This window comes from Sulfuricella sp. T08 (assembly GCF_000971475.1).
In the GTDB taxonomy this organism is placed as follows: domain Bacteria; phylum Pseudomonadota; class Gammaproteobacteria; order Burkholderiales; family Sulfuricellaceae; genus Sulfuricella.
Genome location: NZ_DF967545.1, coordinates 24,889 through 31,617 on the forward strand (window position 1 = coordinate 24,889; position 6,729 = coordinate 31,617).

7 protein-coding genes are annotated in these 6,729 nt (G+C 59.1%); 1 reads left to right on the top strand and 6 read right to left on the bottom strand.

Going from position 1 to position 6,729, the window contains the following annotated elements; all coding sequences use genetic code 11:
* Positions 1-46 precede the first annotated feature (46 nt).
* Positions 47-1,288 (top strand): EAL and HDOD domain-containing protein, encoded by a 1,242-nt coding sequence (locus SCT_RS11960; protein WP_059423326.1) that lies wholly within the window; start codon positions 47-49, stop codon positions 1,286-1,288.
* 4 nt (positions 1,289-1,292) lie between these two features.
* Here the strand turns inward: SCT_RS11960 and alaS are convergent, their stop codons facing one another.
* The 6 genes from alaS to SCT_RS11990 form a co-directional block, all read right to left on the bottom strand.
* Positions 1,293-3,914, bottom strand: a complete 2,622-nt coding sequence (gene alaS / locus SCT_RS11965) for an alanine--tRNA ligase (RefSeq protein ID WP_059423328.1) — start codon at positions 3,912-3,914, stop codon at positions 1,293-1,295.
* Positions 3,915-3,969: 55 nt separating this feature from the next.
* Positions 3,970-4,317 carry a hypothetical protein gene (locus SCT_RS11970; protein WP_059423330.1) on the bottom strand — a complete coding sequence of 116 codons (348 nt, stop codon included), beginning with the start codon at positions 4,315-4,317 and terminating at the stop codon, positions 3,970-3,972.
* Positions 4,318-4,351: 34 nt separating this feature from the next.
* Entirely contained in the window at positions 4,352-4,792 is a 441-nt protein-coding gene (recX, locus tag SCT_RS11975) for a recombination regulator RecX (RefSeq protein WP_059423332.1), read from the bottom strand.
* Positions 4,785-5,816 (bottom strand): recombinase RecA, encoded by a 1,032-nt coding sequence (recA, locus tag SCT_RS11980; protein WP_059423333.1) that lies wholly within the window; start codon positions 5,814-5,816, stop codon positions 4,785-4,787. Before recA ends, recX begins: the two co-directional genes overlap by 8 nt.
* Before the next feature lie 71 nt (positions 5,817-5,887).
* Positions 5,888-6,271 carry a CZB domain-containing protein gene (locus tag SCT_RS11985; protein ID WP_059423334.1) on the bottom strand — a complete coding sequence of 128 codons (384 nt, stop codon included), beginning with the start codon at positions 6,269-6,271 and terminating at the stop codon, positions 5,888-5,890.
* Positions 6,258-6,729: CinA family protein (locus tag SCT_RS11990; protein ID WP_237759681.1), on the bottom strand; the 472-nt coding region annotated here is incomplete at its 5' end. The genes SCT_RS11985 and SCT_RS11990, both read right to left, overlap by 14 nt.

Here is a 6,729-nt window from a genome sequence, read left to right on the forward strand (position 1 = left end):
GCTACCTGATTGACGGACAGAACGGATAAGGACATTATTCATTCATATGCCCGACAGCCTCCATGACATCTTTATCGGCCGCCAGCCTATCCTCGACCGCGACCAGCAAATCGTCGCCTACGAACTGCTGTTCCGCTCCTCGGGACAAAGCACCAGCGCCAACATAACCAACGACCTACTGGCCACAGCACACGTCATCACCCACGCTTTCAGCGAACTCGGAATCGCCAGCGTGCTCGGGGACAAGAAAGGTTACATCAACGTCAATGCTGATCTGCTGCTGTCCGACATGATCGAGCTGCTGCCGCAAGACAAGGTCGTCATCGAGTTGCTCGAAACCATCCAGGTCGACGAGCAAATCATCAGCCGCTGCCAGGAACTCAAGGCGATGGGCTTCAGCCTGGCGCTGGACGATTTCGGCGGCGACTCACAATTCAAGCCGCTGTTTGATATCGTGGAGGTAATCAAGATCGACCTGCCGCAGATGGGACAGGAAGGACTCGAAATAAACGTCAAGTATCTCAAGAACTGGCCGGTGAAACTGCTGGCAGAGAAAGTCGAGGACATCGATCAGGCCATTCAATGCAAGGGCCTCGGTTTCGACCTGTTCCAGGGCTACTATTACGCCCGCCCTGTCATCCTGAGCGGCAAACGTGCCGATTCCTCCAAGCTGATGCTATTGAAGTTGCTCGAGCTGATTCTGGGTGATGCTGAAACGCATGAAATCGAACAGGCTTTCAAACACGACCCGTCGCTCAGCTATAACCTGCTGCGCCTGGTAAATTCGGTCGCGGTCGGGTCGCACTACAAGATCAGCTCGCTCAAGCAGGCGATTGTCGTGTTGGGGCGGCAGCAGTTGCAGCGCTGGCTGCAACTGCTGCTATTCGTCAACCAGGGTGGCGACATGCATAGCCCGCTGCTCGAACTGGCTGCCACCCGCGGCAAGCTGATGGAACTGCTGGCCGTGACTCAGTCTGAGCGGGACAAGGATCTCCACGACCGCGCCTTCATGACCGGCATCATGTCGCTGCTCGACACCCTGCTTGGCATGCCGATAGAGGAAGTGGTCAAGCAGGTCAACCTGGCAAGCGACGTCGAAAACGCGCTGCTGAAGCATGAAGGAAAACTGGGAAAGCTGCTGCTGCTGGTGGAGAAAATGGAGCAGAACGATTTCGATGCCGCCGAAGGCTTGCTGGCGGACATGCAGCTTAATCTGGGCAACTTGATGCAAGCCCAGATCGAAGCCATGAGCTGGGCAAACCAGCTCAACAAAACAGCGGAAGACTAGCAACTCACAAGCGGCCGGCCACCCAATCCCTCACTGAAGCCAATGCTGCCGGCAGCTTGGCCGGATCGGTACCGCCAGCTTGAGCCATGTCCGGCCGACCGCCGCCCTTGCCACCGACCTGCTGTGCGACGAAATTGACCAGTTCCCCCGCCTTGACCCTGGCCGTCAGATCCTGTGTCACGCCGGCGATCAGGGTGACCTTACCACCCTCCACCGCCGCCAGCACGATCGCCGCCGATTTGAGCTTGTCCTTGAGCTTGTCCAGCGTTTCACGCAAGGTTTTGGCATCACCCCCTTCGATGGCTGCTGCTAGCACTCTGGCACCCTGGATATCCGCCGCCTGCGCGGCAAGATCGTCGCCCTGGCTGGAGGCCAGCTTGGATTTGAGCCGGGCCAGTTCCTTCTCCAACACCTTCACATGATCGAGAACCTGGACGGCACGGGCTTCGACTTCCTGCGGCTGGGCCTTGAGCGCCTCGGCCACGCCCGCCAGCAGCATCTGCTGCTGCTGCACCAGCGCCAGCGCGTTATCGCCGCAGACGGCTTCGATGCGCCGCACCCCGGCGGCCACTCCGCTTTCCGCCACCACCTTGAACAGGCCGATATCGCCGGTGCGGGCCACATGGGTGCCGCCACACAGTTCGCGGGAGCTGCCGATGTCGAGCACTCGCACTTCATCTCCGTATTTCTCGCCGAACAGCATCATCGCACCCAGCGTCTGCGCTTCATCGATGGGCACGAGACGGGTCTGAGTGGTCGCATTGGCGAGAATCTCGGCGTTGACGATCTGTTCCACCCTGCGGACATCCGCGGCACTCATCGGCGCATTATGAGCAAAGTCGAAGCGGGTCTTGTCCGGATCCACCTGCGAACCCTTCTGCTGCACGTGGGAACCTAGCACTTCGCGCAATGCTTTGTGCATCAGGTGGGTGGCGGAGTGGTTGCGCATGATGCGGGCGCGCGCCTGGGTGTCCACCCTGGCGGTCACGTTGTTGCCGACACTGATTTTGCCGGTCTTCACCACGCCGTGATGGCCGAACACGCTGGCCTGAATTTTCTGGGTGTCTTCCACGGCGAAGATGCCGTGCATGCTTTGCAGCGCGCCTCTATCCCCCACCTGGCCGCCGGACTCGGCGTAGAACGGGGTGTTGTCCAGCACTACCACGCCCATCTCGCCTTCCACCAGCTCGTTCACCGGGGAGCCATCCTTGTACAAAGCCAGAACGTTGCCCTTGGCTTCCTGAGTTTCGTAGCCGTGGAAAACAGTGGCCGGGCCAGCGTATTCCAGGTTGGCTGCCATCTTGAATTTTCCGGCAGCGCGCGCCTGCTCTTTCTGACGCGCCATGGCAGCATCGAAGGCTACACTGTCTACTGTCACCCCCCGTTCGCGGCAAACGTCGGCGGTGAGATCGAGAGGAAAACCGTAGGTATCATGCAGCTTGAAGGCGGTCTCGCCATTGAATATCGCGGTGCCGGACTGCTCCATCATGCCGAGTTCCGCCTCCAGGATCGCCATGCCATGCTCGATGGTGGCGAAGAAACGTTCCTCCTCCAGCCTCAGCACCTCGCTGATGCGGTCCTGATTCTGCTTCAGTTCCGGATAGGCATCACCCATTTCCGCCACCAGGTCTGGCAGCAGTTTATAGAAAAAAGCCGCGCGGCCGCCTAGCTTGTAGCCGTGCCGGATGGCGCGACGAATAATGCGGCGCAACACGTAGCCGCGGCCTTCGTTGCCGGGGATGATGCCGTCGGCAATGAGGAAGGAGCAGGCGCGGATATGGTCAGCCAGCACTTTCAGCGAAGGGCTGTCGAGGTCGGCGCAATGGGTTTCCCGTGCGGCGGCCTTGATCAGGGTCTGGAACAGGTCGATCTCGTAGTTGGCATGCACGCCCTGCAGCACGGCGGAAATACGTTCCAGCCCCATGCCGGTATCCACGCTGGGCTTGGGCAGGGGGTGCATGACGCCCTGTTCGTCCCGGTTGAACTGCATGAAGACGTTGTTCCAGATTTCGATGTAACGGTCGCCGTCTTCGTCCGGGGTGCCCGGCAGGCCGCCCGGAATGTGCTCGCCGTGGTCGTAGAAAATTTCAGTGCAGGGGCCGCACGGGCCGGTATCGCCCATCATCCAAAAGTTGTCGGAGGCATAGCGCGCGCCCTTGTTGTCGCCGATGCGGATGACGCGCCCGGCGGGCACGCCGATCTCCTTGGTCCAGATGTCGTAGGCTTCATCGTCCTCAGCGTAGACCGTAACGTAGAGCTTGTCTTCAGGCAGCTTGAATACAACGGTCAGGAGTTCCCAGGCGTACTGGATCGCTTCGCGCTTGAAATAATCGCCGAAGCTGAAATTGCCCAGCATCTCGAAGAAGGTATGGTGACGGGCAGTGTAGCCGACGTTTTCCAGGTCGTTGTGCTTACCGCCGGCGCGCACGCATTTCTGCGAAGAAGCAGCTCGGGTGTAGGGGCGCTTGTCGAAGCCGAGGAATACGTCCTTGAACTGGTTCATCCCGGCGTTGGTAAACAGCAGCGTCGGGTCTTCGTGCGGCACCAGAGAGCTCGACGCCACCACGGCATGCCCCTTGGAAGCGAAGTAATCGAGGAATTTCTTGCGGATTTCGCTGCTTTTCATACTTGCTTCCCCAAAACACAATACCCTTGAATGTGCGCATGACGCGCCAGCCACGCTAGAACCGTTTCTTTTCCTTGATACGCAGGCCAATCGACTCGCCACCCATGATGGCCATGCTTTCGACGACACCCTTGACCGTAACGGTTTCATTCACTGCCGGCAGACTCTCACCAGCCACAACCGTCACCTCGCCACTGCCGTCATCCAGCACGTACAGTTTAAGGTCGACCAGCGGGACTTTGACAATGTCTTTGACCTTGCCCTTGACTCTGACTTCCTTGCCTTCGAACTGCGCGGGTGAGGTCACGATTTCCTTCACCGGAGTGAATCCGAACGGCAAATAATCGCAGCCGGACAATGCTAATAGACCCGCCAACGCTACACCCAACAACAATTTATTCATTGCCAACCCTCTTCAAATCCAACTGTCTCAGATTTCACCTGTCGCTGCCATACAGCAGCTTGCCGATCACATCCAGACCGAACCCCCTGCTTTGCAAAAAACGCATCTGTTTCGCGCGTTCCTTCGCATCCTCCGGCAGCTTGCCGAATTTTTTCGCCCAGATTGTGCGGGCGGTTTCCAGATCGTTATCCTTCAGCTGCGGCAGAGCCTGCGCTATCAATTCTTCGGCGACTCCTTTTTCCCTCAGTTCGTGGGCAATATACCGGCTACCATAGCGGCCGCTACGCGCATGAACCACCTGCTCGACGAAGCGCTGCTCGGATAGCCAGCCGCGTGCCTTGAAATCAGCCAACAGGTCTTCGAGAGAGTCCGATTCCTCGGTGTAAGGCAGCAGCTTGCGATACAGCTCATCGCGGGTATATTCGCGCCGAGCGAGGCAGTTCAATGCCCGCTGACGCAGACTTAGATCAGGCATCCACCGTATCGGGATCGACCGTCGCCGGCAGGCCGCTCACGCCGACGGCAGCACGCACCTTGGCTTCGATTTCGGCGGCGATGTCCTTGTGCTCCTTCAGATACTCGCGCGAGTTGTCCTTGCCCTGGCCGATCTTCTCGCCCTTGTAGCTGTACCAGGCGCCGGATTTCTCGACGATTTTGTGCACAACGCCCAGCTCGATGATCTCTCCCTCGCGCGAGATGCCTTCGCCGTAGAGAATGTCGAACTCGGCCTGCTTGAAGGGTGGCGCCACCTTGTTCTTGACCACCTTGACGCGGGTTTCCGAGCCGACCACTTCATCGCCCTTTTTGATCGCGCCGGTACGGCGGATGTCCAGGCGCACCGAGGCGTAGAACTTGAGCGCATTGCCGCCGGTAGTGGTTTCCGGGTTGCCGAACATGACGCCGATTTTCATGCGAATCTGGTTGATGAAAATCACCAGGGTATTGGTGCGCTTGATGTTGCCGGTCAGCTTCCTCAGCGCCTGCGACATCAGCCGGGCCTGCAGGCCCATGTGGGAGTCGCCCATTTCGCCTTCAATCTCGGCCTTGGGGGTCAGTGCTGCCACCGAGTCGATCACCACGATGTCCACCGAACCGGAGCGTACCAGCATGTCGGCGATTTCCAGCGCCTGTTCGCCAGTGTCGGGCTGGGAAATCAGCAGATCGGAAACTTGCACGCCGAGCTTCTGAGCATACTGTGGATCGAGAGCATGCTCCGCGTCGATAAAGGCGGCAGTGCCACCGAGTTTCTGCATTTCCGCTATTACTTGCAGGGTCAGCGTGGTCTTGCCTGAAGATTCCGGCCCGTAGATTTCCACCACCCGGCCACGTGGCAAGCCGCCGACGCCCAAGGCGATATCCAGCCCCAGCGAACCGGTCGACACCACCTGGATGTCCTTGACCACTTCACCGTCGCCCAGGCGCATGATGGAGCCTTTGCCGAACTGTTTTTCGATCTGGGATAGTGCAGCAGCCAGCGCCTTGTTTCTGTTTTCGTCCATGGTGATTCCCTAAAAAACAATCGTTGAATTATGGCACAAGTTAAAGCCAGTTTGTATGCCAGAATCGCCCGTCAATCCGGGCATTCCGGCGATGCCAGCACTTCCTGCTCAAGCAGTTCGAGCGCATCGAGCAGCGCGTCCGAAGCTTGAGCCAGCTCCAGCAACCTGCCTTGAGCCTCCTTGATGTTGTGCTGCATGGCATGATCGTGAATCTGCCGGTACACGGCATGCATCACCTGATGCGTTTCCAGTACCAGCTCGTAGTGTTTGAGGAAACTCAGGCACGATTTGCCGGGGCCGGAAAACCACTTGCCGAATTCACAGCAACTTCCATCGACCGGCACCTTCGCATCGCTCAACTCCATGCCCTTGATCAGATGCTCCGCGTGAGCGCGCCACTCCAGGTGCACCTGTTTGGCCTTCAGCAACATCATCAGCACTTCAGTCTTGCCCATCGCATCCTCCCTTGAGGCGTTCCAGCAGCCCCTGCAATCCGCATTCCACCGCCTGGCGCCGTACTTCGCGGCGGTCGCCGGAAAAATACCGCCGCTCGCTGGTGACAGTTCCTTTCGCAAAACCCCAGGCAAACCACACCGTGCCCACCGGCTTTTCCAGGGTACCGCCGCCCGGTCCCGCGATGCCGCTGATCGCCAGCGCCGCCTGACCGCGGCTGTTGGTCAGCGCTCCGGACACCATTTCCCGCACGGTTTGTTCGCTGACCGCACCATGCTGCTCCAGCGTTGCCGCGGAGACACCCAGCATCTCCTGCTTGGCCTCGTTAGTGTACGTGATAAAGCCCCGGTCGAACCAGTTGGAGCTGCCCGGTACCGCCGTCACCGCTTCTCCGACCCAGCCCCCGGTGCAGGATTCCGCCGTTGCCAGCATCATGGCGCGCATTTGGAGTGCCGTACCA